The sequence below is a fragment of the Streptomyces sp. NPDC059443 genome (genome assembly GCF_042750105.1).
Lineage (GTDB): Bacteria > Actinomycetota > Actinomycetes > Streptomycetales > Streptomycetaceae > Streptomyces.
This window is the reverse complement of the sequence record NZ_JBHYVM010000001.1, coordinates 38,307-60,525: the sequence shown is the minus strand read 5'-3', so window position 1 is coordinate 60,525 and position 22,219 is coordinate 38,307. Positions and strand designations below refer to the sequence as shown.

21 protein-coding genes, 1 tRNA gene and 1 pseudogene are annotated in these 22,219 nt (G+C 69.9%); 12 read left to right on the top strand and 11 right to left on the bottom strand.

Annotated features, from left to right (window positions below; genetic code table 11):
- The first annotated feature begins 35 nt into the window (after positions 1-35).
- Positions 36-854, top strand: coding sequence for an isocitrate lyase/phosphoenolpyruvate mutase family protein (locus tag ACFXDJ_RS00255; protein WP_384649516.1), 819 nt, complete (start codon positions 36-38; stop codon positions 852-854).
- Between the two features lie 144 nt (positions 855-998).
- On the opposite strand, the gene ACFXDJ_RS00250 is transcribed toward ACFXDJ_RS00255, so the two are convergent.
- Positions 999-2,510 carry an MFS transporter gene (locus tag ACFXDJ_RS00250; protein WP_384847392.1) on the bottom strand — a complete coding sequence of 504 codons (1,512 nt, stop codon included), beginning with the start codon at positions 2,508-2,510 and terminating at the stop codon, positions 999-1,001.
- A gap of 102 nt (positions 2,511-2,612) precedes the next feature.
- Here ACFXDJ_RS00250 and ACFXDJ_RS00245 point away from each other — a divergent pair, with 102 nt between their 5' ends.
- Positions 2,613-3,092, top strand: coding sequence for a MarR family winged helix-turn-helix transcriptional regulator (locus tag ACFXDJ_RS00245; RefSeq protein ID WP_384664016.1), 480 nt, complete (start codon positions 2,613-2,615; stop codon positions 3,090-3,092).
- 112 nt (positions 3,093-3,204) lie between these two features.
- Positions 3,205-3,681: a LysM peptidoglycan-binding domain-containing protein gene (locus ACFXDJ_RS00240; RefSeq protein ID WP_384664017.1), complete on the top strand. Its 477-nt coding sequence runs from the start codon at positions 3,205-3,207 to the stop codon at positions 3,679-3,681.
- Positions 3,682-3,757: 76 nt separating this feature from the next.
- On the opposite strand, the gene ACFXDJ_RS00235 is transcribed toward ACFXDJ_RS00240, so the two are convergent.
- Complete coding sequence (locus ACFXDJ_RS00235; RefSeq protein WP_384847388.1) at positions 3,758-4,522, bottom strand: DUF5324 family protein; 765 nt, start codon at positions 4,520-4,522, stop codon at positions 3,758-3,760.
- 175 nt (positions 4,523-4,697) lie between these two features.
- Here ACFXDJ_RS00235 and ACFXDJ_RS00230 point away from each other — a divergent pair, with 175 nt between their 5' ends.
- Entirely contained in the window at positions 4,698-5,225 is a 528-nt protein-coding gene (locus tag ACFXDJ_RS00230) for a peptidylprolyl isomerase (RefSeq protein ID WP_384663076.1), read from the top strand.
- A 153-nt stretch (positions 5,226-5,378) separates the two neighbouring features.
- Positions 5,379-6,272 carry a rhomboid family intramembrane serine protease gene (locus tag ACFXDJ_RS00225; RefSeq protein ID WP_384663072.1) on the top strand — a complete coding sequence of 298 codons (894 nt, stop codon included), beginning with the start codon at positions 5,379-5,381 and terminating at the stop codon, positions 6,270-6,272.
- A 129-nt stretch (positions 6,273-6,401) separates the two neighbouring features.
- Here the strand turns inward: ACFXDJ_RS00225 and crgA are convergent, their stop codons facing one another.
- Complete coding sequence (gene crgA / locus ACFXDJ_RS00220) at positions 6,402-6,656, bottom strand: cell division protein CrgA (RefSeq protein WP_330297459.1); 255 nt, start codon at positions 6,654-6,656, stop codon at positions 6,402-6,404.
- Positions 6,657-6,747: 91 nt separating this feature from the next.
- Between crgA and ACFXDJ_RS00215 the strand changes: the two genes are divergently transcribed.
- The 6 genes and pseudogenes from ACFXDJ_RS00215 to ACFXDJ_RS00190 all read left to right on the top strand — a co-directional run bounded on the left by ACFXDJ_RS00215 (position 6,748) and on the right by ACFXDJ_RS00190 (position 10,695).
- Entirely contained in the window at positions 6,748-7,524 is a 777-nt protein-coding gene (locus tag ACFXDJ_RS00215; protein ID WP_384663070.1) for a DUF881 domain-containing protein, read from the top strand.
- Between the two features lie 13 nt (positions 7,525-7,537).
- Complete coding sequence (locus ACFXDJ_RS00210; protein WP_384663068.1) at positions 7,538-8,242, top strand: class E sortase; 705 nt, start codon at positions 7,538-7,540, stop codon at positions 8,240-8,242.
- An 89-nt stretch (positions 8,243-8,331) separates the two neighbouring features.
- The gene (locus ACFXDJ_RS00205) at positions 8,332-8,508 is read left to right on the top strand and encodes a hypothetical protein (protein ID WP_384663067.1); all 177 of its coding nucleotides are present in this window, start codon (positions 8,332-8,334) and stop codon (positions 8,506-8,508) included.
- Positions 8,505-9,143 (top strand): aminodeoxychorismate/anthranilate synthase component II, encoded by a 639-nt coding sequence (locus ACFXDJ_RS00200; RefSeq protein WP_384663065.1) that lies wholly within the window; start codon positions 8,505-8,507, stop codon positions 9,141-9,143. The genes ACFXDJ_RS00205 and ACFXDJ_RS00200 overlap by 4 nt, the downstream gene beginning before the upstream one ends.
- Positions 9,119-9,967, top strand: a pseudogene (locus ACFXDJ_RS00195) (class E sortase); the annotation flags it as partial. The gene ACFXDJ_RS00200 and the pseudogene ACFXDJ_RS00195, both read left to right, overlap by 25 nt.
- 11 nt (positions 9,968-9,978) lie before the next feature.
- Positions 9,979-10,695 (top strand): class E sortase, encoded by a 717-nt coding sequence (locus ACFXDJ_RS00190; RefSeq protein ID WP_384663063.1) that lies wholly within the window; start codon positions 9,979-9,981, stop codon positions 10,693-10,695.
- Positions 10,696-10,753: 58 nt separating this feature from the next.
- Here ACFXDJ_RS00190 and pknB read toward each other — a convergent pair whose 3' ends face one another.
- The 6 genes from pknB to ACFXDJ_RS00160 form a co-directional block, all read right to left on the bottom strand.
- Positions 10,754-12,784: a Stk1 family PASTA domain-containing Ser/Thr kinase gene (gene pknB / locus ACFXDJ_RS00185; RefSeq protein WP_384650529.1), complete on the bottom strand. Its 2,031-nt coding sequence runs from the start codon at positions 12,782-12,784 to the stop codon at positions 10,754-10,756.
- A gap of 215 nt (positions 12,785-12,999) precedes the next feature.
- The gene (locus tag ACFXDJ_RS00180; RefSeq protein WP_384650527.1) at positions 13,000-14,466 is read right to left on the bottom strand and encodes a penicillin-binding transpeptidase domain-containing protein; all 1,467 of its coding nucleotides are present in this window, start codon (positions 14,464-14,466) and stop codon (positions 13,000-13,002) included.
- Positions 14,463-15,887, bottom strand: a complete 1,425-nt coding sequence (locus ACFXDJ_RS00175; protein ID WP_384650525.1) for an FtsW/RodA/SpoVE family cell cycle protein — start codon at positions 15,885-15,887, stop codon at positions 14,463-14,465. Before ACFXDJ_RS00175 ends, ACFXDJ_RS00180 begins: the two co-directional genes overlap by 4 nt.
- Positions 15,888-15,918: 31 nt before the next feature.
- Positions 15,919-17,397, bottom strand: coding sequence for a PP2C family protein-serine/threonine phosphatase (locus ACFXDJ_RS00170; RefSeq protein WP_384650523.1), 1,479 nt, complete (start codon positions 17,395-17,397; stop codon positions 15,919-15,921).
- Between the two features lie 141 nt (positions 17,398-17,538).
- Positions 17,539-18,045 (bottom strand): FHA domain-containing protein, encoded by a 507-nt coding sequence (locus ACFXDJ_RS00165; RefSeq protein WP_330297468.1) that lies wholly within the window; start codon positions 18,043-18,045, stop codon positions 17,539-17,541.
- 10 nt (positions 18,046-18,055) lie between these two features.
- Positions 18,056-18,898 (bottom strand): FhaA domain-containing protein, encoded by an 843-nt coding sequence (locus tag ACFXDJ_RS00160; protein WP_384650520.1) that lies wholly within the window; start codon positions 18,896-18,898, stop codon positions 18,056-18,058.
- A 292-nt stretch (positions 18,899-19,190) separates the two neighbouring features.
- On the opposite strand from ACFXDJ_RS00160, the gene ACFXDJ_RS00155 reads away from it, so the two are divergent.
- Positions 19,191-19,273, top strand: a tRNA-Leu gene (locus ACFXDJ_RS00155).
- 222 nt (positions 19,274-19,495) lie between these two features.
- Here ACFXDJ_RS00155 and ACFXDJ_RS00150 read toward each other — a convergent pair.
- Entirely contained in the window at positions 19,496-21,271 is a 1,776-nt protein-coding gene (locus tag ACFXDJ_RS00150) for a hypothetical protein (protein WP_384650518.1), read from the bottom strand.
- Positions 21,271-22,182: a hypothetical protein gene (locus ACFXDJ_RS00145; RefSeq protein ID WP_384650516.1), complete on the bottom strand. Its 912-nt coding sequence runs from the start codon at positions 22,180-22,182 to the stop codon at positions 21,271-21,273. Before ACFXDJ_RS00145 ends, ACFXDJ_RS00150 begins: the two co-directional genes overlap by 1 nt.
- Positions 22,183-22,219: the final 37 nt, after the last annotated feature.

The following is a 22,219-nucleotide window of genomic DNA, read 5'->3' as shown; positions in this document are numbered from 1 at the left end:
TGAGCATGGGCATGGGCGAGGCTGAGGAGATGCGGATGACTGTGGACGCGAAGACCACCGAAAAGGCGCTGCGGCTGCGGGCGTTGAGCGAAGGGGTGCTCGTACTGCCCAACGCCTGGGACGCGGGCAGTGCGGCGGTGATCGAGGCCGCCGGGGCGTCGGCGATCGCCACGACCAGCGGCGGGGTGGCCTGGGGGATCGGGCGCGGGGACGGTCAGCACGCGAGGAGCGAGGAGATGCTGGCGGCCGCCGCCCGCATCGTCGAGGCCGTGGACCTGCCGGTCACCGTGGACATCGAGGGTGGCTACGAGGACGTGGCGGCCACCGTGCGCGGGGTCGTCGCGGTGGGCGGGGTCGGCATCAACCTGGAGGACTCGAAGGCCGCGGGCGGCCCGCTCCACACCGTCGAGGAGCAGTGCGAGCGGATCCGCGCCGCCCGTGCGGCGGCGGCCGGGGCCGGGCTGCCGGAGCTGGTGGTCAACGCCCGTACCGACGTGTTCCTGTTCGGGATCGGCGAGGAGGCCGGTCGGCTCGGTGAGGTGCTCCGCCGGGTCGAGGCGTACGCGGCCGCCGGCGCCGACGGGATCTTCGTACCCGGTCTGCTGGACCTGGAGGCCCTGGGCGAGATCGCCCGGGGGCCGCTGCCGGTCAACGCCATGGCGGGGCCGGGCGGTCCCTCCATCGCCGAGCTGGCCGGAGCCGGGGTGCGCCGGGTCACCGTCGGCACCGCCGTCGCGCAGGCGGCGTACGCGGCGGCCCACAACGCCACGCTGGAGCTGCTGGGCGAGGGCACGTACGGCTCGCTCGGCGGGCCGCTGGACTACGGGACGCTCAACGGGCTCTTCGTGAAGTAGCTCCACCGATACGGCGTCGGGCCGCCGCTCCGCGGGTGCGGAGCGGCGGCCCGATTTCGTGTCTGCGACCTCGTGGACCTGTCGCGTCCTGTCGCCTCCCGCCGCCGATGTTTCACGTGAAACATCAGCCCGGAGCCGCGGTCGTCAGGGGCGCCGCGTGCTCCGCAGCAGGACCGTGGTCACCGCGATCGCAGTGACCAGCAGGCCGGCGCCGATCCCGAAGGCCAGGTGGTAGCCGGAGGTGAGGGCCTCGGCGCGGCTGTGGCCGGTGGCGAGCAGGGAGTCGGTGCGGGAGGCGGCCAGGGTGGACAGGACGGCCACGCCCAGGGCCATGCCGATCTGCTGGGTGGTGTTGAACAGGCCCGAGGCGAGCCCCGCGTCCTGCTCGTCGGCCCCGGACATGCCGAGCGCGGTGAGGGCGGGCAGCGCCAGACCGAAGCCCGCGGCCAGCAGCATCACGGGCAGCAGGTCGGTGACGTAGTCGGCCTGGACGGGGAGCCGGGTCAGCAGGCCGAGGGCGGCCACCAGCAGGGCGAGGCCGGTCAGGAGCACGTTGCGCTCACCGAAGCGGGAGTTCAGCGGGGCGGAGGCGCCGAGCGAGATCCCGCCGATGACCACGGCCGCCGGAAGCATCGCGAGACCGGTCTCGGCGGCTCCGTAGCCGAGCACGTTCTGGAGGTAGAGGGCGACCAGGATCTGGAAGGAGAACAGCGCGGCCACCATCAGCATCTGGACCAGGTTGGCGCCGACCACGGTCCGGTTGCGGAAGATCCGCAGCGGTACCAGCGGGGTCCGGGCCTTGGCCTGGCGGAACGTGAAGCCGGCGAGCAGGGCCAGGGAGAGGGCGCCGAGGCCGAGGGTGTGCGCGGAGAGCCAGCCGTACTGCTCGACCTCGACCACGGTGTAGATGCCCAGCATCAGACCGGCGGTGACCAGGGCCGCGCCGAGTACGTCGGCCCCGGCCCGCAGGCCCGGCCCGGACTGGACGCCGTCCTTGGGGAGGGCCGGCAGGGCCAGCGCCAGGGCGGCGAGCCCGATGGGCAGGTTGATGAAGAAGATCCAGTGCCAGTCGAGGGCGTCGGTCAGCACTCCGCCGAGCACCTGGCCCAGGGAGGCCCCGGCCGCGCCGGTGAAGGAGAAGACGGCGATGGCCTTGGCGCGCTCGCGGGGCTCGGTGAACAGGGTGATCAGGATGCCGAGGCTGACGGCCGCGGCCATCGCGCTGCCGAGCCCCTGGAGGAAGCGGGCGGCGATCAGCACCTCGGGGGAGCCGGCGAATCCGGCGAGCAGCGAGGCTCCGGTGAAGACGCCGGTTCCGGCGAGGAACATCCGTTTGCGGCCGATCAGGTCGCCGAGCCGGCCCGCGAGGAGCAGCAGGCTGCCGAAGGCGATCAGGTAGGCGTTGACGACCCAGCTGAGTCCGGCGGGGGTGAAGCCCAGGTCCTTCTGGATGGCGGGCATCGCGACGGTGACGATGCTGCCGTCGAGGACCGTCATCAGCACGCCGGTGGAGAGCACCGCGAGGGCGGTCCAACGGGACCGCAGCCCGCGCCGGGCGGCCGGGGTGGGCGAGGCGGTCGGGGCGGCCGGGCCGATGGGCGGCGCGGAGGGAACCACGGGAGCGGAAGTCGGAGCGGAAGCGGAAGCGGCAGGCATCTGTCTCTCCAGTCGGTGAGCGGCGAGGGCGACTGGTGTGACCGTAGCAGATAGTTTCGTTGCAGACTATTTTCTTCGGATCGAATTGTTAGAGTGGATGACATGACTGCCATGGCACCCACCCAGACCGAGCCGGACCTCTCCTTCCTCCTGGACCACACCAGCCATGTCCTGCGCACTCGGATGGCTGCCGCCCTCGCCGAGATCGGGCTCACCGCACGCATGCACTGCGTCCTCGTGCACGCGCTGGAGGAGGAGCGGACCCAGATCCAGCTCGCCGAGATCGGCGACATGGACAAGACGACGATGGTCGTCACCGTGGACGCCCTGGAGCAGGCCGGGCTGGCGGAGCGGCGGCCGTCCGTCAAGGACCGCCGGGCCCGCGTCATCTTCGTCACCGAGAAGGGCGCGGCCGTCGCCGAGCAGAGCAGCCGCATCGTCGACCGGGTGCACGCCGATGCCATCGCCTCCCTCGCGGACGCGGACCGCACGGCTCTGCTGCGCGGACTGAAGCTGCTGGCCCAGGGCGATCTGGAGACCCCGTCGGAGAGCCCGCGCCCGGCGCGGCGCGCCCGGCAGTAGCCGCGGTGTCCCCCGGATGGCCCAGTCACAGGGCCGTCGGGCGCCTTCTGGCAGAGAGTGGGGAAAGGCACTCTGCCCAGGGGGGCAACACCATGCCGGAGGCGTACACACAATGGGACTCTTCGACTTCCTGAGGTCCGACAAGAAGAAGGAACACGAGGCCGAGAAGGCCGCGGAGCAGGTGCAGCAGCAGGCCGCGAACGCTCCGGCGGCGCCGTCCGCGATGCCCGGCGACGCGGGCATCAGGTACACCGACTCGGCGGCGGCCACGAAGGCGGCCGCCGAGCGCATGGCGGCCGCGGCGCCGAAGCCCGCGCCGGCGCCGCCCGCGGCGCCGCCCGCCGCGCCGCACCTGTCGCACACGCCCACCCCGTCCTCGGCCGCGCACAAGGCGGTGCCGGCGGCGCCCATGCCGCCCAAGCCGATGCGCACGTACACGGTCCGCTCCGGTGACTCGCTCTCGGCGATCGCCCGTCGCGAGCTGGGCAACGAGGGCCGCTGGCGCGAGCTCTACGCCATGAACAAGGGCGTCATCGGGTCCAACCCCGACATGATCCACCCGGGTATGGTCCTCGACCTCCCCCACTAGCGGGGGCGGAGCGCGAAGGAGGGCCCGGATCCTGAAAAGGATCCGGGCCCTCCTTCGTGCGTCAGCGGTGCGTGCGTCAGCGGTGCTTGCGCTTCGCGTCCTGCGCGTCGATGCGGGCCTCGACCGCCTCCGCCTCGGTCTCGGCGTCGTCGGCGTCCTGGGCGTCGAGGGCGTCGGCCTCGCCCTCCTTGGCCGCCAGTACGTCGTCGAAACTCGCCTGGGACTCCCCGTCCCGCGCCGACAGCTCGGTGGCCGCAGGCGGTTCGACGAGCCAGTCCGGGTTCGACTGCTGGTCCCACCACTTCCACGCGGCGAAGGCGCCGCCCGCCAGTACGCCGAACACCGCGACGCCCTTGAACAGCCGGCCGCAGCGCGCCCGCCGCTCGTGGCGGCGTACGAGCTTGTGCACCTCCTTCGCCGACACCTGGCCGCGCAGCGCCGCCAGGGCCGCCGTGGACCGCGACGCGGCCTCCTCGGCCACCGGCTGGGCCGCCGCCAGGGCGCTCTCCAGGCGCGGCTGCGTGTAATCCGCCGCCTGCCGGGCCGCCAGACGGGTCTGCTTCACGGCATTGACCGCCGCCCGGTCCACATTCGGCGGCACGTGGGCGCGCGCCGACCGGATCCGGGGGTGAATGTGGCTGTCGTACGTCGTACGGGCCTGTTTGGCGGCCTCGCCCGCCGCATACGAAACCTTCGGCGCGAGCCGTTCATTAGCTTCGTGGGCGTAATGCACCGCGGTGTGCTTGGCGGTTTCCGCGTACGGCGCCACCACTTCCGCTGCGTGCCGCACCGTCTCCCTGGCACTTGTCGCTGCCAGGCGCACGCTTTCCTTGCGGGTCACGGGATCCTCCTACTCGGTGGCGGACACAGTTCACCTTTCCACCCTTTGTCGGATCATGCCTCCCATATCGCCGACCGGCATGCGTGACAGGGCATATGGGTGGACGATTTCTGCCCGGCGTGGCCCTCCGTGCGAGGATCTGGAACCGACAGTGATGACTATGGAAGGCAGATCCGTGGCCGAGAAGCTCTACGCCACCCTGAAGACCAACCACGGCGACATCGAGATCGAGCTGCTGGAGAATTTCGCGCCGAAGACCGTGCGCAACTTCGTGGAGCTCGCCACGGGCGCCCGCGAATGGACGCGTCCCACGGACGGGCAGAAGACCACGGACCCGCTCTACGACGGCACCGTCTTCCACCGGATCATCAGCGGCTTCATGATCCAGGGCGGCGACCCGCTCGGAAACGGCACCGGCGGCCCCGGCTACCAGTTCGCCGACGAGTTCCACCCCGACCTGGCCTTCACCAAGCCCTACCTGCTCGCCATGGCCAACGCCGGCCCGGGGACCAACGGCTCGCAGTTCTTCATCACCGTCGCCCCCACCGCCTGGTTGACGCGCAAGCACACCATCTTCGGCGAGGTCACCGACAAGGCCAGCCAGAAGGTCGTGGACGCGATCGCCGCCGGCGCGACCAACCCGCGCACCGAGCGGCCCGTCGAGGACGTGATCATCCAGTCCGTCGTCATCGAGAAGCGCTGACCCCTCGCCCACGGCCTCGCCCGAAGCCTCGCCCCCGGCGGGACCGGCCGCCGTACGGGAACCTTTCGGCACCGCCCGTCCGTCCTCGATACGTACCGGACGGGCGTGGCGGATCCGCCGCCCCGCCGACGAACTAGGGGACCGAGACGACCGATGGACACCGACCGTCTGCCGGGCTGCTACCGCCACCCGGACCGCGAGACCGGGATCCGCTGCACGCGCTGTGAGCGGCCGATCTGCCCCGAGTGCATGATCAACGCCTCGGTCGGCTTCCAGTGCCCCGTATGCGTCCGTGAGGGCTCCGGTACGGGCCACGGGCCCGCCGCCAACGCCCCGCGCACCATCGCGGGCGGGGTGGTGGCCGCCGATCCCCACCTGATCACCAAGATCCTGATCGGGATCAACATCGCCGTGTTCCTCGCGGCCCAGGTCTTCCCCGGGCTGGCGGTCCAGCTGGAGCTCCTCGGCCGCTACCGGGAACTGGAGGGCGGGCCGCTCGAAGGCATCTCCACCGGCGAGTACCAACGCCTCATGACCTCGGCGTTCCTGCACGTCGAGTGGTGGCACATCACGAGCAACATGATCGGCCTGTGGTTCATCGGGGCCCCGCTGGAGCAGGCGCTGGGCCGGGCCCGCTACCTCACCGTGTACCTGCTGTCGGCGCTGGGCGGTAGCGCCCTCGTCTATCTGCTGACCCCGCCGAACGTGGCCACCCTGGGGGCCTCGGGTGCGGTCTTCGGCCTGCTCGGCGCCACCGCCGTGCTGGCCCGCCGGATGCGGTACGAGATGCGCCCGCTGATCACCGTGATGGTGTTCATGCTGGTGCTCACCTTCGTACCGTTCGGCGGCGGGCTGAACGTGTCCTGGCAGGCCCATATCGGCGGCCTGGTGACCGGTGCGCTGCTCGCGCTGGGCCTGTTGTGGCCCGGAGCCGGTCTCGGCGCCCGGAATCGCAAACTCGTCCAGTGGGGCACCTGTGTGGCGGTGTTCCTGCTGGCCGCGGCGGTGATCGCGGTCCGGACGGCCGAACTTTCCGCACTCACCTGATCACACCGGCGTCAACTCTCCACAGAGTTATCCACAGATCTTCTGTCTTTTCCTCAGGTGTGGATGACGCTGTGGATAACTCATGGGGAGAGCTTGCGGAGCCGGTACTGCCCGTGAACTATCGGGGGGCTACTTCCACTGAGTGGAGACGCCGAATCCCGCGGCGATGAAGCCGAAACCGACCACAATGTTCCAATTGCCCAGGGCTTCGATCGGCAGCTGGGTGTCGGACAGATAGAAGACGACAATCCACACCAGGCCGATGATGAAGAACGCCAGCATGACCGGGGCGACCCAGTTGCGGTTCGTCAGCTTGATCGCCTGTGGCGTCCGCGTGGGCGGCGGGGTGTAGTCGTCCTTCTTGCGGATACGTGACTTCGGCACGAGGGGCTCTCCTGTCGATGCGCTGGGGACCTTGCCTGCCCCGGGCGTCCGTTAGCGTAGTGGACCTGTGGCGTTGAAGGAGAAGGGTACGTTGAGCAATTCCGACGACTCCTCCGCGGGTCCCCGTCGCCGTGCCAGACCGGTCCGGCTGCTGACGGCCGCCGTTTTCGCCCTGGCCGGCTTGATCTTCGTCACCAGCTTCAACACCTCCAAGGGTACGAACATCCGGACGGACGCCTCGCTCCTCAAGCTGTCGGACCTGATCCACGAGCGCAGCCAGAACAATCTGGAGCTGGAGCGGAACACCGCGACGGTGCGCGGCCAGGTCGACGCCCTCGCCGAGCGCGACGACGGCAGCACCAAGGCCCAGGACGCCAAGCTGGCCGCCCTGCGCGCCGCCTCGGGCACCGAGGACCTCACCGGCAAGGCCGTGACCGTCACCCTGAACGACGCTCCGCCCAACGCCACGGCCCGCATCCCCAACGTGCCCGAGCCGCAGCCCAACGACCTGGTGATCCACCAGCAGGACCTCCAGGCCGTCGTGAACGCCCTCTGGCAGGGCGGCGCCCAGGGCATCCAGGTCATGGACCAGCGGCTCATCTCCACCAGCGCCGTGCGCTGCGTGGGCAACACGTTGATCCTCCAGGGCCGGGTCTACTCGCCCCCGTACAAGGTGACGGCCGTCGGCGACCCGGCCGCGCTGAAGAAGGCCCTCGCGGCCTCCCCGGCGCTGCAGAACTACCAGCTCTACGTGAACGCGTACGGGCTCGGCTGGAAAGTGGACGAGCACAAGGCGCTGACACTGCCCGGCTACTCCGGCACAGTGGACCTCCACTATGCGAAGCCGCTGGAGCCCGCCACGCCGTGACCGTGACGTCGATGTGCCACGCCTGCTGGTACGGACGTTCAGCGAGGTGTGCCTGACGGCCGGCTCGCTCATCGTGCTCTTCGTGGCCTACGTACTGCTGTGGACCGGGGTCAAGGCCGACCAGGCCATGGACGGCGAGATGACCCGGATGCGCGACCGCTGGGCCGCGGCTCCCGCGGCCGCCCCCGCGCCCGCCCCGCAGTCCTCGGCCCCGGTGCCCGCGGAGCCCACCGCACCCGTCCCCTACCCGCCCGACCAGCCCTTCGCCGAGATGTACGTCCCGCGCTTCGGCCCGGACTGGAACAAGCCGGTCCTGGAGGGCACGGGCACGGACCTGCTGAAGAAGGGCCTGGGCCACTACGCGGGCACGGCCCGGCTCGGAGGCACCGGGAACTTCGCGGTGGCCGGCCACCGCCGCACCTACGGAGACCCCTTCAAGGACGTTCCCGAGCTGCGCCCCGGGGACCTCGTCGTCCTCAAGGACGCGACCGGCTGGTACACGTACACGGTCCGCGCCGAGCCGCTGCGCACGCTGCCGACGGAGGTCGGCGTGATCGACCCGGTGCCGGCCAGGTCGCCCTTCGGTGGCCCGGGCCGGTACCTGACCCTGACGACCTGCGACCCGGAATGGGGCCACAGCCACCGTCTCGTGGTCTGGGCCGAGCTGACCCAGACGCGGACCGTCGCCCAGGGCAGGCCGGAGGGATTGCCGAGGTGACCCTCCGCCCCGGCCGGGTGGCTTTAGGCTGTGGACGTACCGCCCCCGCGGTGCGTTGAACGGGCGTGGACGAAAAGGACACAGACGGCATGTACGGCTGGATCTGGCGGCATCTGCCGGGGAGCGCGTGGGTACGCGTGGTGATCTGCCTCGTGCTCGTGCTCGCGGTGGTGTTCGTGCTGTTCCAGTACGTCTTCCCGTGGGCGGAGCCGCTGCTCCCGTTCAACGATGTGACGGTGGACGAGGGATCGGGAGCCACTCCGTGAGCGCGCGCATTCTGGTTGTCGACAATTACGACAGCTTTGTCTTCAACCTGGTCCAGTACCTCTACCAGCTCGGTGCCGAGTGCGAGGTCCTGCGCAACGACGAGGTCGAGCTCGCCCACGCCCAGGACGGCTTCGACGGCGTCCTGCTGTCCCCCGGACCGGGCACCCCGGAGGAGGCGGGCGTCTGCGTGGACATGGTCCGCCACTGCGCGGACACCGGCGTACCGGTCTTCGGCGTCTGCCTCGGCATGCAGTCGATGGCCGTCGCCTACGGAGGCGTCGTGGGCCGGGCCCCGGAGCTGCTGCACGGCAAGACCTCGCCGGTGTTCCACGAGGGCCTCGGCGTCTTCGAGGGGCTGCCCTCGCCGTTCACCGCGACCCGCTACCACTCCCTGGCCGCCGAGCCGCAGACCCTCCCGGACGCCCTGGAGGTCACGGCGCGGACCGAGGACGGGATCATCATGGGCCTGCGCCACCGGGAGCACGACGTCGAGGGCGTGCAGTTCCACCCGGAGTCGGTGCTGACCGAGTGGGGCCACCGGATGCTCGCGAACTGGCTGGTGCGCTGCGGTGACGCGGGCGCGGTGGAACGCTCGGTGGGACTGGCCCCGGTGGTGGGCAAGGCCCTCGCGTGACCACGGTCGCGCCGTCCGCGCCCACCGAGGGCCGGGCCGCGCGGCGCAGGGCCGCCCAGGAGGCCGCGAGGCGCACGCGCGCGCGGGGCCGGGGGCGGCGGCGCAGACGGCCGGCCTCGGGCGGCCCGGTGGTGGTGCTCAGCCGCCTCGCCGGGGAACTGTTCATCACGCTGGGCGTGGTGATGCTGCTCTTCGTCGGCTACCAGCTCTGGTACACGAACCTCCTGGCGGACCGGACGGCCAAGGACGCCGCCGGTTCGCTGACGCAGAACTGGGACCGGAACCCGGCCGGGAAGGCCGGGGAGGCCGCCCCGCCCGTGGCGGCGTTCGAGCCGGGTCAGGGCTTCGCGATCCTGTACGTCCCGAAGCTGGACGTGAAGGTTCCCATCGCCGAGGGGACGAACAAGGCGAAGGTGCTCGACAAGGGGCTGGTCGGCCACTACGACGGCGGCGAGAAGACGCTGAAGACGGGGATGCCGGCCGACCCCCAGGGGAACTTCGCGCTGGCGGGTCACCGCAACACGCACGGCGAGCCGTTCCGCTTCATCAACCGGCTGGTGCCGGGGGACAAGGTCGTGGTCGAGACGAGGGACGCGTACTACACCTACGAGATGACCTCGCAGCTGGCGCAGACCTCGCCGGCCAACGTCTCGGTGATCCAGCCGGTGCCCGTGGGATCGGGGTTCACCTCCCCGGGCCGGTACATCACGCTGACGACTTGCACCCCGGAGTTCACCAGCACCTATCGGATGATCGTATGGGGCAGGATGACCGGTGAACGCCCCCGCAGTCAGGGCGCTCCGCCCGAACTGACCAGCCCGTAGAGGAATCCGCAGTGTCACCTGCCGCACCGCCCCGAAACCGCAGCGTCCTCGCGGGGTTCCTGAGTCTGCTGGGCGAGTTCCTGATCACGGTGGGCCTGGTGCTCGGCCTGTTCGTGGCGTACTCGCTGTGGTGGACGAACGTCCTCGCGGACCGGGACGCCTCCGCGCGCGGCGACGCGATCCGCGAGCGGTGGAACAAGCCGGCGACGGCTCCCGCGACCCCCGCCGCGCCGGGGGCGCTGGACACCCAGGACGGCATCGGCTTCCTGCACGTGCCGGCGATGAAGAACGGCGAGGTGCTGGTCAAGCAGGGCACCGGCTCGGACGTCCTGAACGACGGGGTCGCCGGGTACTACACGGAGCCGGTCAAATCGGCGCTGCCCTCGGACCCGGCGGGGAACTTCGCGCTGGCGGCGCACCGCGACGGGCACGGGGCCAAGTTCCACAACATCGACAAGCTGAAGAACGGCGACGCGGTCGTCTTCGAGACCCGGGACACCTGGTACGTCTACAAGGTCTTCGCCGAGCTGACCCAGACGACGAAGTACAACGTGGACGCGATCAGCGCGGTCCCCAAGGAGTCGGGCAAGACCGCGCCGGGCCGGTACATCACGCTGACCACCTGCACGCCCGTGTACACCTCGAAGTACCGGTACATCGTGTGGGGCGAGCTGGTCCGCACCGAGAAGGTCGACGGCGAGCGGACGCCCCCGGCGGAGCTGCGCTAGCAAAAGGGTCCGGCCCCTCTCCTTCGAGAGGGGCCGGACCCTTTTGCCGTACTCGCGGTCAGTGCCCGCCGATGCCTCCGAAGAAGCCTCCGCCGTTGCCGCCGTTGTTCCCGCCGCCGCCGGCCACCGTGGTCACGTTGATGACCTGGCCCGGCGCGACCGGGGAGCCGATCGGCGGGTCCGTGCTCAGGATCTTCGCCTTGTCGTCCGTCGGACCGGTGACCGAGCCGAGGACCAGGCCCTTGGAGGCCAGGATCTGCTGGGCCTGCTGGAGGGTCTTGCCGATCAGGTTGCCGGGGACCTGGACCTGCTGGACGGCCTTGGCGATGGTCACGTTGACCGTCGTGCCGATGTCGGCCGCTTCGCCCGCGGGATGGTCCTGCTGGAACACCGCACCCGCCGGGGTCCCCGCGGGTGCGTCGGCCTCAGTGACGCTGCCGAGCTTCAGTTTGACCGCGGTGAGGGCCTTGGCGGCGTCGGCCTTGTTCTTGCCCGTCAGGTCCGGGACGGTCGCCTTGGAGATCTCCTTGGCCACCGTCAGCGTGACGGTCGAACCCTTCTCGACCTCGGTGCCGCTCTTCAGGTCCTGTTCGAGGACCGTGCCGGGGGACCGCTCGGACTCGCTCAGCTTCTTCGTGACCTGGAAGCCCTTGTCGGTGAGGGCCTTCTCCGCGTTGTCGTACGTCATGTTGATGACGTCCGGCACGGCGACCTTGGGCGCGCCCGAGGAGATCTTCACCTTGACCGCGGACTTCTTGTCGACCTTGAGGCCCTCCGCGGGGCTCTGCTCGCACACGTTGCCCTTGGGCTGTGCGTCGCAGGGCATCTCGCCGTCCTTCTGGACGGTGAGGCCCACGTTGTCGCCGCTCTTCTGCGCCTGCTCGAAGGTTTCACCGATGAGCTTGGGCACCACGGGCCGGTTGTCGGCGCCGCCGCTGAAGAGGGATTTGCCGATGAGGATCGCGCCGACCAGTACGAGGATGCCGGCGGTCACCAGCAGGATCGTGGAGGCCTTGCTCTTCTTCTGAGGACGCCGGCCGTGGCCGCCCTGGTCGTAGCCGCCGTGGCCCTGGTCCCCGTACCCGTACGGGCCGTCGCCCGGGGGCATCGGCGGGAGCATGGAGGTCTGGCCCGAGTCGGCGGTCCGCAGGGCGGTGGTGGGCTGGTCGTAGCCCTGGTGTCCGTAGCCGTGCCCCTGGTCGGGGTAGCCGTAGCCGGCCGCGCCCATGGCGGCGGTGGCGGCGACGGGCTGGCCGTCGAGGCAGGCCTCGATGTCGGCGCGCATCTCGTCGGCGGACTGGTAGCGGTAGTCGGGGTCCTTGACCAGCGCCTTCAACACGATCGCGTCCATCTCGGGCGTGATCTCGGGGTCGAAGTTCGACGGGGGCTGGGGTTCTTCCCGTACGTGCTGGTAGGCGACGGCGACCGGGGAGTCGCCGATGAACGGCGGCCGGACGCTGAGGAGCTCGTACAGCAGGCAGCCGGCCGAGTAGAGGTCGGAGCGCGCGTCGACCTGCTCGCCCCTGGCCTGCTCCGGGGAGAGGTACTGGGCGGTGCCGATGACGGCCGCGGTCTGTGTCATGGTCATGCCGGAGTCGCCCATGGCGCGGGCGATGCCGAAGTCCATGACCTTGACCTGGCCGGTGCGGGTCAGCATGACGTTGGCGGGCTTGATGTCGCGGTGCACGATCTGGGCGCGGTGGGAGTACTCAAGCGCCTGGAGGATGCCGATGGTCATTTCCAGGGTGCGCTCGGGCAGCAGCTTGCGGCCGGAGTGCAGCAGCTCGCGCAGGGTCGAGCCGTCGACGTACTCCATCACGATGTACGGGATGGAGATGTTGTCGACGTAGTCCTCGCCGGTGTCGTACACGGCGACGATCGCCGGGTGGTTGAGCGATGCGGCCGACTGGGCCTCGCGACGGAACCGGGCCTGGAAGGACGGGTCGCGGGCGAGGTCGGCGCGCAGGGTCTTGACGGCGACGGTACGGCCGAGCCGGGTGTCGTGGGCGAGGTAGACCTCGGCCATGCCACCACGGCCGAGCACGTGGCTCAGCTCGTACCGGCCGCCGAGGCGACGCGGCTCTTCCATAACGTTGCAGCCCTCTCCGTCAGTCCTGACCGCACCCGTGTGTGGTCCGGCGGTGTGCTGTTCGCGCAAAGGCTACCGGCCGATCGTCGGTGATCGGTTCGTGACCACAGGCTGATACCGGACCGGTACCGTACGCTCGGATCCGGACGAGTTCGGTGATCCGGATCACACCTGTATGCCCCTTGCGGCTCCCACGTGGTGCTTCGTCCCGTCCGTCACCCCTTGTTGCTCTTCAGGACGGCTTCCATGACGGCCTTGGCGACGGGGGCGGCGAGGCCGCCACCGGTGATGTCCTCGCGGCTCGCGTCGCTGTCCTCGATGACGACGGCGACGGCGACGGGCGAGCTGCCGTCGGGGTTCTCGGCGTAGGAGATGAACCAGGCGTACGGGCGCTTCTTGTTGCCCACGCCGTTCTGGGCGGTGCCGGTCTTGCCGCCGACCGTGGTGCCATTGATCTTGGCGTTGCCGCCCGTGCCGTTCGCGACGACGTTGACCATCATCTGCTGGACCTTCTGCGCGTTGGCGGCGGAGAGGGGCCGGCTCATTTCCTGGGGCTCGTGCTTCTCGATGACGTCCAGGTTGGGCGCGGTGAGCTGGTCGACCATGTACGGCTTCATCAGCTTGCCGTCGTTGGCGATCGCGGCGGTGACCATGGCCATTTCGAGCGGGGTGGCGGCGGTGTTGAACTGGCCGATGGAGCTCTGGGCGTTGCCGGACTTGTCCATGGCCTTGTCGTAGACGCTGGGGTAGGCGCGGACCGGGGTGTCGATCTTGTCGTTGTTGAAACCGAACTTCTCCGCGGTCTTCACCATGTTGTCCCGCCCCACCTTGTCGCCCATGTTGGCGAAGACGGAGTTGCAGGACACTTCGAGGGCCTTCATGAGGCTGGCCTTCTCGCACCCGCTGGCGTGGTTGACCATCGGGGTCTTGGTGCCCGGGAGGATGTACGGCTCGGGGGTGTCGGTCGGCGCGTTGATGTCCGTGACGACGTTGTTCTCCAGCGCCGCGGTGGCGGTGACCACCTTGAAGGTGGAGCCGGGCGGATAGGTCTCGCGCAGGGCGCGGTTGACGACGTTCTTGTCCTCGCTGTCCTTCAGCGCGACCCAGGCCTTCTCGTCCGCCTTGGAGTTGCCGGCGAAGGACGAGGGGTCGTACGAGGGGGTGCTGACGAGGGCGAGGATCGCGCCGGTGCGCGGGTCGATCGCCGCGACGGCGCCCTTCTTGTCGCCGAGCTTCTCGAACGCGGCCTTCTGCGCGGCGGCGTTGAGGGTCGTGACGACGTTGCCGCCGGCCTTCTTCTCGCCGGTGAACATCCCGATGGTGCGGTCGAAGAACAGCCGGTCGTCGTTGCCGGTGAGGATGCCGTCCTCAAGGGATTCCAGCTGCGTGGAGCCGAAGGCCTGCGAGGCGTACCCGGTGACGGGCGCCCAGAGCGGGCCGTCCAGGTAGGTGCGCTTGTACTTGTAGTCGCTGCCGTCGGTGACCGCGGAGCCGGTGACCGGGTTGCCCTCGACGATGATGTTGCCGCGCTCGGTGGCGTACTGGGCGATCTGGACCCGGCGGTTCTCCTTGCGGGTGCTCAGGTCCGCGGCCTGGACGTACTGGAGCCAGTTGGTCCGCACGAGCAGTGCCAGGATGAGCAGCCCGCAGAAGATCGAGATGCGGCGCAGGGGCTTGTTCATGACGGGCGGACCACCTGGGTCATCTCGGAGTCGGGGGACGGTGCCGGAGCCGGGGCGGGGCGGCGTGCGGTGTCGCTGATCCGGATGAGGATGGCGATGAGGATCCAGTTCGCGAGGACGGACGAACCGCCGGACGCGAGGAACGGCATCGTCATGCCGGTGAGGGGGATGAGGCCCATGACTCCGCCGGCGACGACGAAGACCTGGAGCGCGAAGGCGCCGGAGAGCCCGATGGCGAAGAGCTTGCCGAAGGGGTCGCGGGCGGCGAGGGCGGTGCGCACGCCCCGCTCGATGATCAGGCCGTAGAGCAGGAGGAAGGCCATGACCCCGGCGAGCCCGAGCTCTTCGCCGACGGTGGAGAAGATGAAGTCGGAGTTGGCGGCGAATCCGATGAGGTCGGAGTTGCCCTGTCCCCAGCCGGTGCCGAGGACCCCGCCGGAGCCGAAGCTCATGATCGACTGGCCGACCTGTTCGCAGGCGCCGGACTTCTGGTAGCAGGCGAAGGGGTCGAGCCAGGCGGTGACGCGGACCTTCACGTGGCTCGCGGTGGCGCCGACCACGGCCGCGCCGCCCACGCTCATGAGCAGGCCGATGACGATCCAGCTGGTGCGCTCGGTGGCCACGTACAGCATGATCACGAACATGCCGAAGAAGAGCAGCGAGGTGCCGAGGTCGTTCTCGAAGACGAGGACGAGCAGGCTCATGCCCCAGATCATCAGGATCGGGCCGAGGTCGCGGCCGCGCGGCAGGTAGAGACCCATGAAGCGGCGGCTGGCCAGCGCCAGGGCGTCGCGCTTGACCATGAGGTAGCCGGCGAAAAAGATGGCGATGACGATCTTCGCGAACTCACCGGGCTGGATGGAGAACCCGCCGACGCTGATCCAGATCTTGGCGCCGAACACATCCGCGCCCAGGCCGGGGATGACCGGCAGGATCAGCAGGACGAGCGAGGCGGCCATCGAGATGTAGGTGAACCGCTGGAGCACGCGGTGGTCCTTGAGCACCAGCAGCACGGCCGCGAACAGGGCGATGGCGAGCGCGGTGTACATCATCTGCCGGGGCGCGGACTCGGTGAAGACCCCGTAGATGCGCTTGGCCGTGTTCTGCAGCCGCGTCGACTGGTCGAGGCGCCAGATCAGCACCAGGCCGAGCCCGTTGAGGAGCGTGGCGATCGGCAGCAGCAGCGGGTCGGCGTACTTGGCGTAGCGGCGTACGACGAAGTGGGCGATGCCCGCGAGAACGCCGAGGCCGAGCCCGTAGGTGAGCATGCCCGGGGGCAGCTTCCCGTGGATCGCCAGGCCCGCGTTGGCGTACGCGAAGATCGGGATGGCCACGGCGAAGGCGAGCAGCAGGAGCTCGGTATTCCGCCGGCTCGGCAGCTCGATGGCGCCGATGGTGGCCGTGTTGGTGACAACGCTCATGGTGTGGCGGGCCCCCTGTGCCCGCGTATGTCTACTGCTTCTCGCACTGGCTCACGACCTGCTGCTCATCGGCAGTCAGGACGGGGCCGGGTGTTTGGTTGTTCTGCGCTTCGGCGGCGCGGCGCGCCTCGTCCTTCTTGCACGCGGAGGCCTGGGTGCCGAGCTCGTCGATCTTCGTCCGGGCACCGTCGAGGCTGGTCTCGCTGATGGTGGACTCGACGAGCTTGCGCTTGAAGGTCGGCAGGTACTTCAGTTCGATCTCGGGGCGGTCGGTCTCCACCGTGGAGAGTTCCAGGGGCCCGAGCTTCTGGCTGATCCCGCGGAAGAGCGCCACGTGTTCGCCCTTGACGCCGATGTAGTACTGGGTCTGCGTCCAGCGGTAGCCCGCGTACAGGCCGCCGCCGAGGACGCCGAGGACGACGAGCAGCGTCAGCGTGCGCGTGGTCCACTTGCGGCCCTTGCCGCGACGCCTGCGGGGGTGGTCGTACGTGTCCTCGTAGCCCGCGTCGCCGTCGTACGGCTCGGCTTCGCCGAAGCTGCCGTACGCTCCGCCGGCTCCGGCGCCCTGTCCCTGGGCACCGTAACCGCCGTAGCCGGGGGCGTCGCCGCTGCCGGGGGGGCCGAAGGCGCCGGCGGGCGGGGGGGCCTGGCGGCCGAGCCCGGAGGCGCGGCCGGCGGGGGTCTGCATGGCGTTGCCGCCGTCGAAGAGCTGGTTGTGCTGGTTCTCGGCGACCGCGCCGACGACGACCGGGGTGTCGTTGACCTGCGCGGCCAGGGTGTCGCCGCTGTCGGTGTCGAGGACGTCGGCCACGATGCAGGTGATGTTGTCGGGGCCGCCGCCGCGCAGCGCGAGCTGGATGAGCGAGGCCACGGTCTCGCGGGGGCCGTGGTAGTCGGCGAGGGTCTCTTCCAGGGTCTGGTGGGAGACGACGCCGGAGAGCCCGTCGGAACAGATGAGGTAGCGGTCGCCGACCCGGACCTCGCGGATGGAGAGATCGGGTTCGACGATGTCGCCGCTGCCGAGCGCCCGCATCAGCAGGGAGCGCTGCGGGTGGGTGGTGGCTTCCTCTTCGGTGATCCGGCCCTCGTCGACGAGGCGCTGGACCCAGGTGTGGTCCTGGGTGATCTGCGTGAGGACGCCGTCGCGCAGCAGGTAGGCGCGGGAGTCCCCGACGTGGACCAGGCCGAGGCGCTGGCCCGTCCACAGGAGGGCGGTGAGCGTGGTGCCCATGCCTTCGAGCTGGGGGTCCTCTTCGACCATGGCGCGCAGCTGGTCGTTGGCCCGCTGCACGGCGGTGCTGAGCGCGGTGAGGATGTCGGAGCCCGGGACGTCGTCGTCGAGCTGCACGAGCGTGGAGATCACCTCGGAGCTGGCGACTTCACCGGCGGCCTGGCCGCCCATGCCGTCGGCGATCGCGAGGAGGCGCGGACCGGCGTAGCCGGAGTCCTCGTTCCCCTCGCGGATCATGCCCTTGTGCGATCCGGCGGCGAACCGCAGGGACAGACTCATGCGCACCTGCCCTGTCGACGCCTCGGGGTACAACCGGTCTCGAGCCACACTGCCCACCCTCCGGTCGGGAGCGCGCTCGGGTCCGTGTCCCCGGTGGGACGGACCGCTGCGGCTCGCTCGCTCCGCTCGCTCATTCTCGTACTACTTCCGCAGCTCGATGACGGTCTTGCCGATGCGGATCGGGGCGCCCGGCGGAATGGGCGTCGGGGTGGTCAGCCGGGTCCGGTCGAGATACGTGCCGTTGGTGGACCCGAGATCCTCGACGATCCACTGGCCGTCACGGTCTGGGTAGATCCTGGCATGCCTGCTGGAGGCGTAGTCGTCGTCCAGCACGATCGTGGAGTCGTGGGCGCGGCCCAGGGTGATCGTCTGGCCGGCGAGGGCCACCGTGGTACCCGTGAGGGTGCCCTCGGACACGACGAGCTTGGTGGGCGCTCCGCGGCGTTGGCGCTGCTGCGGTGGAGCCGCGGCGGCCTGGCGGCCCTGCTGCTGCGGGGCGCCGGTGGCGCCCGCGCCGCGGCGGGAGCCGCGCTGCGTCACTCTCGTTCCGAAGAGGTCGCTGCGGATGACCTGGACGGCCACGATGACGAACAGCCACAAAACGGCCAGGAAACCCAACCGCATGACCGTCAGGGTCAGCTCTGACATTGCCCCCGCTTCACCCTTCGGCTTGCCGATAAATGATGGTGGTACTGCCCACGACGATCCGCGAACCGTCGCGGAGCGTAGCGCGGGTGGTGTGCTGCCCGTCCACCACGATGCCGTTGGTGGACCCTAGATCCTGGATCGTCGAGGGCGTTCCGGTCCGGATCTCACAGTGCCGGCGCGATACGCCGGGGTCGTCGATCCGCACGTCGGCCTCGGTGCTTCGGCCGAGTACGAGCGTAGGGCGCGAGATCTGGTGGCGGGTGCCGTTGATCTCGATCCAGTGGCGCCGGACGGCGCCGCTGGGGGAAACGGGCGGTACGGGGGCCGCCCCGGCCTGGCCGGCCGGTCCGCCGGGGCCCGGCCTGCGCGCGCCGGGGCCGCCCGGGGGCGGCCCGGCGGGCATGGGCGGCGCGGAGACCGGCGGGTAGCCGTAGCCACCGGGCTGGGCCGGGGGCTGCTGGCCGGGGGCCTGGGAGGTGCTGGAGGCGAGCGTGCGGCTGCGGACCCGGTAGAGCCCGGTGTCCAGGTCGTCCGCCTTCTCCAGGTGCACCTTGATCGGGCCCATGAAGCTGTAGCGCTGCTGCTTGGCGTAGTCGCGGACGAGTCCCGCGAGCTCGTCGCCGAGCTGGCCCGAGTAGGGGCTCAGGCGCTCGTAGTCGCCGGCGCTGAGCTCCACGATGAAGTCGTTGGGGACGACGGTCCGTTCCCGGTTCCAGATGGTGGCGTTGTTGTCGCACTCCCGCTGGAGGGCGCCGGCGATCTCCACCGGCTGGACCTCGGACTTGAACACCTTGGCGAAGGTGCCGTTCACCAGACCTTCGAGTCGCTGCTCGAACCGCTTCAGGACTCCCATGGGGCACCTCCTCCGTCGTTGTCGCCCTGTACTGCTTACTGATCGTATCCACGCACAGCGGATTCGGGTGGTTCCCCATCGGCCGCGAGGGGAGGAGTGTTGGTCCTCACAAGCGATCGTAGGGGCGTCCCAGGGACAGTGTCCCGCACCCGGAGCCGGGAGCGGGAGGGGCCGTGTTCGGCGGGCGACGGCAGAGCACGAAAAGCGATGTGAATCCACCCCGTCCGACGTGCTAATGTTCCGATGTCGCCAGGGGAACGGCCCGCAAGGGCAGAACCGCTGGTAGCTACTCGGGCGAGTGGCGGAACGGCAGACGCGCTGGCTTCAGGTGCCAGTGTCCTTCGGGACGTGGGGGTTCAAATCCCCCCTCGCCCACTTTGGGACACCGATGAAACGGTGTTCTGAGCAACGACGAAACGGTCGTCATCGTGATCACGATGGCGGCCGTTTTGCTTTGTCCGGGGCAGGCGGCGCCGGTCTTGGGGCAGAGGGCAGCGCCGGGACGTGGGAATGGGACCGCCGGCGGGGTGGTGCTGCCGGCGGTCCCGATTTTGGTCTGCGTGTGACTGTTCCCCTACGTCTGGCTCTTCGGGTCGTTCAGGCTGTGGCGATGTAGCCGGTGGGGGTCCAGGTCCCGAGGGGTTTGGTCGGGCGGCGCCTGGTGGGGCGGCGGCGTGGGCGTTCGCCGTTCAGGGCGATGGCGTCGGCCCAGCTCTGAAGTTTCCGCTTGTTGGCGTGTGCGAGCTGGAAGGCCAGCAGGATCGTCTGGGCGGCGATCCCTCGGATGCGGCGGGTGCCGCCGGGTTCGATGCGTTCGCGGAGGGGGTCCTTGGCGAATCCGTTCATTCCCTCGATGGCGTTGCGGAGGCGGAAGTAAACGCGTTGCCATTCGGCGGTGCCGTACTGGAGGGGCTGCCAGAGCTTGGCACCTGCCTCGGGTGGCACGGTCAGGCTGCGCTTCTCGCACACCTTGGGAGGATCTCCGGGGCGGGGGAGGGGGTCCACGAGGGGGAGGTGGATGCCGCGGCCGAGGGTGTGGGGCTTGAGAGGGCACTGGGTGCGGTTGGCCTCGGCCGGGCACATCATGCGGCGGTGGCCTTCGGCGTCGACCGCCTGCTTGGGCATGAGCAGGTAGGCGGTGCGTGCGCGGATGCGCTTGATCCAGGTCTGCTGGTCGATCGTCTCAGTGACGACGAGGTCGTAGGTGGCGGTGACCAGTTCGGCGGGCATGGAGGGGCAGTACCAGTTGCCTTCGACGAGCTGAGCGCCGCCGATGTCGCCGTTTTTGCCGAGCTGGTCCTTCCCGTAGTCGTAGACCGGCTGGTACCCCATGGCGCGGATGGGGAGCTGGAAGACGTCGGGGGTCTGGTTGTTGAAGAGGCGGTCTCCGGCGAGGAAGTTTCGGGGGTAGCGGGGGTCTACGTGGCGGAGGGCTTCGATGGCGGCCTCGCCGGGGCGGCAGCTGGGCTTTTCGACGGACATGGCCAGGATGAGCGCGGGGATGACGTCAGGGTCGGCGGAGCCGTCGGGGAGAGGCGCGCCGTGATGGTCCGGGTCGCGGAAGACGATGAGGGTGGCGTCGTAGCCGTAGAGCTTCTTCTTGACGCGGGTCTTCTCCTTCGGCTGCTTCGTGCCCTTCCTCTGTTTTGTGTTGTCGGGATGCGTGGGGGCGAGATCGTCTAGGGCGAGCGGGTCCTTGTGTTTGGCTGTCCGGACGTACCAGCCGCCGTCGGGGTCGGTGGCGGTGACGGTGCTTTCAGGTCCCAGGCCCTTGGAGTAGGTGCCGATGACTGTGGCGTCGACCACGGCCGAGCCGTTCGGGTTCTCTTCGAGCAGGGGCTGGACCTCGATCAGGGACATACCCAGGATCTTGTTGGCTACGGTCAGCATGAGTTCGCGGCGGTCGGTGAGTTCGGACTGGTCCGCCGATGCCAGGAGGGCGGCCACTACATCGAGGTCGAGGCGCCGGCCCTTGGGGAGCGGTGAGGGGTCCACCGCTTTGGCGAGGGCTTTGAAGAACCGGCGGACGACGGCGTAGATGGCTTCGAAGCCGCGGTCGGTGTCCGAGTAGCGGTGGATGTCGAGCTCTTCACGCATGGCGTCGCTCAGAGAGAAACCCAGCAGATCGGCGACGTGTGTCAGGACGACAGTGCCGCGGTTGCGTTCGGAAGCCAGGAACATGCCGGCCAGCAGGCCACGCACGCTGATGTTGCGTTTGCGCCCCGTCCATCGTTTGACCAGGGCCTCCACGTCCTCGACGAGTCCGGAGCTGTCGAGGTCGACGAGGACCGACCGCGCCTCCTCGTCCTCGACACCGTGGCGGCGGGAGCGGAGCTTGGCGATCCGTTCATGGCGTTCGAGCCGGCTGGTCATCACAACTCCCTGAGCGCGGTGGCTGCTTCGTCGGCTGGGAGATTGCGGACGTAGGGCAGGATCCGGTCGATGGAGCGCAGGGTGGTCAGGCCGGCGGCGGCCATCAGGGTCGGCAGGTGCATCCGGGCCTCGATGGCGTCGACGAGCCAGGTGGCGCGGGCCCGGCCCATCACCAGTGGCGGGGTGCCAGAGCTGAATTTCGCGCGGGCCAGGAAGTGGGTGACCGTGTTGGCGCCCCGTGTGTGGCTGTTCGGGCGGAAGAGGTAGCGGGCCGCGCCCGGCATGGCCGACCCGGCGGCGGCCTCTACCAGGACGGGGGCCCAGGAGCGGCGGCACAGCATGAGCCGGGCACGCCGTCCGCGTACGGCGACAGCCACCGCGCCATTTGGTGCCTGGCGTACGTCGTGGACTCGCGCGGGGATGACCTCGGGTGAGTCGAGGGCGCAGCCGAAGCCGAGGGCGAGCAGGGTCAGGAAGCCGTGGCGGAGCTCCGCGGTGGGCTGGGTGCGGGCACAGGCGTAGAGCTGGGCCCGTTCGGCCCGTGTGTAGGGCCGGGAGGCGCCGGAGCCGGCGTAGGCGGCGGGTGTGCCGGTGATCAGGTCGGGGCCCAGGAGGGCCTGACGTAGTGCGCTCAGGCGGCAGCGGCGGTTGCCGCGGGACGCCTCCTCCACGTGCAGGCAGCCGGTGGCCAGGTACCACTCGACGGCTTCGCGGGTGACCAGGAGTTCGGCTTTGGTCGGACGTCCGCAACCGTCCGCATGGGCGGCTGCGTGCGCCAGTGCGCCGAGCCAGTCGCGGGCCTGCTTCGGAGAAGAAGGCTTCGCCCGCGCCACCGCACGACGGCAGTCCGGCCCGATCCGTTCCCAAACGGGAGCGGGTAGTCGGGGCCGGTACTGCTCGATCGCGTCCATCGTGACTCTCCACCAGGAAAGGACCCCAGCAGGGGTG

What these genes read in the sequence shown, in the direction of transcription:
- ACFXDJ_RS00255 (WP_384649516.1), top strand. Translation starts at nt 36, where the DNA reads ATGACTGTGGACGCGAAGACCACCGAAAAGGCGCTGCGGCTGCGGGCG.
- ACFXDJ_RS00250 (WP_384847392.1), bottom strand. Translation starts at nt 2,510, where the DNA reads ATGCCTGCCGCTTCCGCTTCCGCTCCGACTTCCGCTCCCGTGGTTCCC.
- ACFXDJ_RS00245 (WP_384664016.1), top strand. Translation starts at nt 2,613, where the DNA reads ATGACTGCCATGGCACCCACCCAGACCGAGCCGGACCTCTCCTTCCTC.
- ACFXDJ_RS00240 (WP_384664017.1), top strand. Translation starts at nt 3,205, where the DNA reads ATGGGACTCTTCGACTTCCTGAGGTCCGACAAGAAGAAGGAACACGAG.
- ACFXDJ_RS00225 (WP_384663072.1), top strand. Translation starts at nt 5,379, where the DNA reads ATGGACACCGACCGTCTGCCGGGCTGCTACCGCCACCCGGACCGCGAG.
- ACFXDJ_RS00205 (WP_384663067.1), top strand. Translation starts at nt 8,332, where the DNA reads ATGTACGGCTGGATCTGGCGGCATCTGCCGGGGAGCGCGTGGGTACGC.
- pknB (WP_384650529.1), bottom strand. Translation starts at nt 12,784, where the DNA reads ATGGAAGAGCCGCGTCGCCTCGGCGGCCGGTACGAGCTGAGCCACGTG.
- ACFXDJ_RS00180 (WP_384650527.1), bottom strand. Translation starts at nt 14,466, where the DNA reads ATGAACAAGCCCCTGCGCCGCATCTCGATCTTCTGCGGGCTGCTCATC.
- ACFXDJ_RS00175 (WP_384650525.1), bottom strand. Translation starts at nt 15,887, where the DNA reads ATGAGCGTTGTCACCAACACGGCCACCATCGGCGCCATCGAGCTGCCG.
- ACFXDJ_RS00170 (WP_384650523.1), bottom strand. Translation starts at nt 17,397, where the DNA reads ATGAGTCTGTCCCTGCGGTTCGCCGCCGGATCGCACAAGGGCATGATC.
- ACFXDJ_RS00165 (WP_330297468.1), bottom strand. Translation starts at nt 18,045, where the DNA reads ATGTCAGAGCTGACCCTGACGGTCATGCGGTTGGGTTTCCTGGCCGTT.
- ACFXDJ_RS00160 (WP_384650520.1), bottom strand. Translation starts at nt 18,898, where the DNA reads ATGGGAGTCCTGAAGCGGTTCGAGCAGCGACTCGAAGGTCTGGTGAAC.
- ACFXDJ_RS00150 (WP_384650518.1), bottom strand. Translation starts at nt 21,271, where the DNA reads ATGACCAGCCGGCTCGAACGCCATGAACGGATCGCCAAGCTCCGCTCC.
- ACFXDJ_RS00145 (WP_384650516.1), bottom strand. Translation starts at nt 22,182, where the DNA reads ATGGACGCGATCGAGCAGTACCGGCCCCGACTACCCGCTCCCGTTTGG.